Annotated in this window: 1 protein-coding gene and 1 pseudogene; one reads left to right on the top strand and one right to left on the bottom strand. The window is 53.0% G+C overall.

Going from position 1 to position 1128, the window contains the following annotated elements; genetic code table 11:
- Window positions 1-272, bottom strand: a pseudogene (locus A3730_RS27485) (alkane 1-monooxygenase); the annotation flags it as partial.
- A gap of 152 nt (window positions 273-424) precedes the next feature.
- Here A3730_RS27485 and A3730_RS27480 point away from each other — a divergent pair.
- Entirely contained in the window at window positions 425-1093 is a 669-nt protein-coding gene (locus A3730_RS27480) for a GntR family transcriptional regulator (RefSeq protein WP_063520357.1), read from the top strand.
- Window positions 1094-1128 lie beyond the last annotated feature (35 nt).

The following is a 1128-nucleotide window of genomic DNA, read 5'->3' as shown; positions in this document are numbered from 1 at the left end:
ATGGCCGACACCCGATAGAAGATTTCCTCGCTCATGGTGTGAACCTGAACATCTTCGCTGGGATTGGTCGGGTCTTTACCGATCAGATAATCCAATACCGGAATAATCCCGAAGATAAAGACGTAAAGGAACCACGCCCAGTAGTCCTGAGTGCCACTATCCACACCCACGTAGGCCGAAAAAGGCACTAGCGGGACCATCAGCGCCCAAAACGTCAGATAGCCGTATTTTTTCATTTTTAGCATTACGTCAGCGTTCATGCTCTCGAACATGGCTCATACCTCGCTAGTTCAAGCCAAAAGTAACAGTCTCCAATGTGACGGTTAGGCTATCCATGATTTCTTGAATTGTCAAACAACTCATTTAGTGACATAGTATCGACCACGGAGGATAATTCCCGCCGAAGTCGAAAAGGACCTTTCTCATGTCGTTGAAAGCCGTCAGCCTGAGTGAACAGATTGCCCAGCATCTGGCCGAGCAGATCATCACCGGCACCCTGGCACCCGGGGCGCGCCTGCCGGAAAATGATCTGGCCAAGCAACTCGATGTGAGCACTAACTCACTTCGAGAGGCCTTTCGTTTGTTGGAAAAGCAACACCTGATTGAGTTGCAGCCGCGCAAGGGCGCACGGGTGTGCGACGTCACTGATGAGCAGGTTCACGACCTTTACGACTTCCTGTTCATGCTGCTGTCGCGACTGGCTGGCCAGGCCGCCAGCAACTGGATGCCCGGCCAGATTGAGGACATGGTGGAAATGCTGCCGCAACTGGAGCAGTACTATCAGGGCAATGACCTGCCCGCCGCCCACCAGCTGGCCTTCCGCTTTGTCGAACTGGCCACGGAACGTTTTGCCAACAACCGCTACCTGGCCGATGACATTATCGACCTGATCCCCCTGCTCAAGCGTTATACGTTTATCGCCCTGCAGGAAGACACCTCCGAGTTCGACGTTTCCCTGCAGCTGTTCAAGCGCCTGCTGGTCAACGTGGTCGGCCGTAACACCGCCGATGCCGAAGCAGACATTCGCGAATACGGCGAAAACCAGTGCCAGATCGTCCTGCACGCCATCGCCAAACGCCGCAACGCAGCGTAAAAAGCAATGAATAGTTAATAATGAATAATTAATAA

This window comes from Alcanivorax sp. HI0044 (assembly GCF_001634945.1).
Note: the sequence above shows the minus strand (reverse complement) of the source record. Positions and strands in the feature narration are given on the sequence as shown.

What these genes read in the sequence shown, in the direction of transcription:
- A3730_RS27480 (WP_063520357.1), top strand. Translation starts at nt 425, where the DNA reads ATGTCGTTGAAAGCCGTCAGCCTGAGTGAACAGATTGCCCAGCATCTG.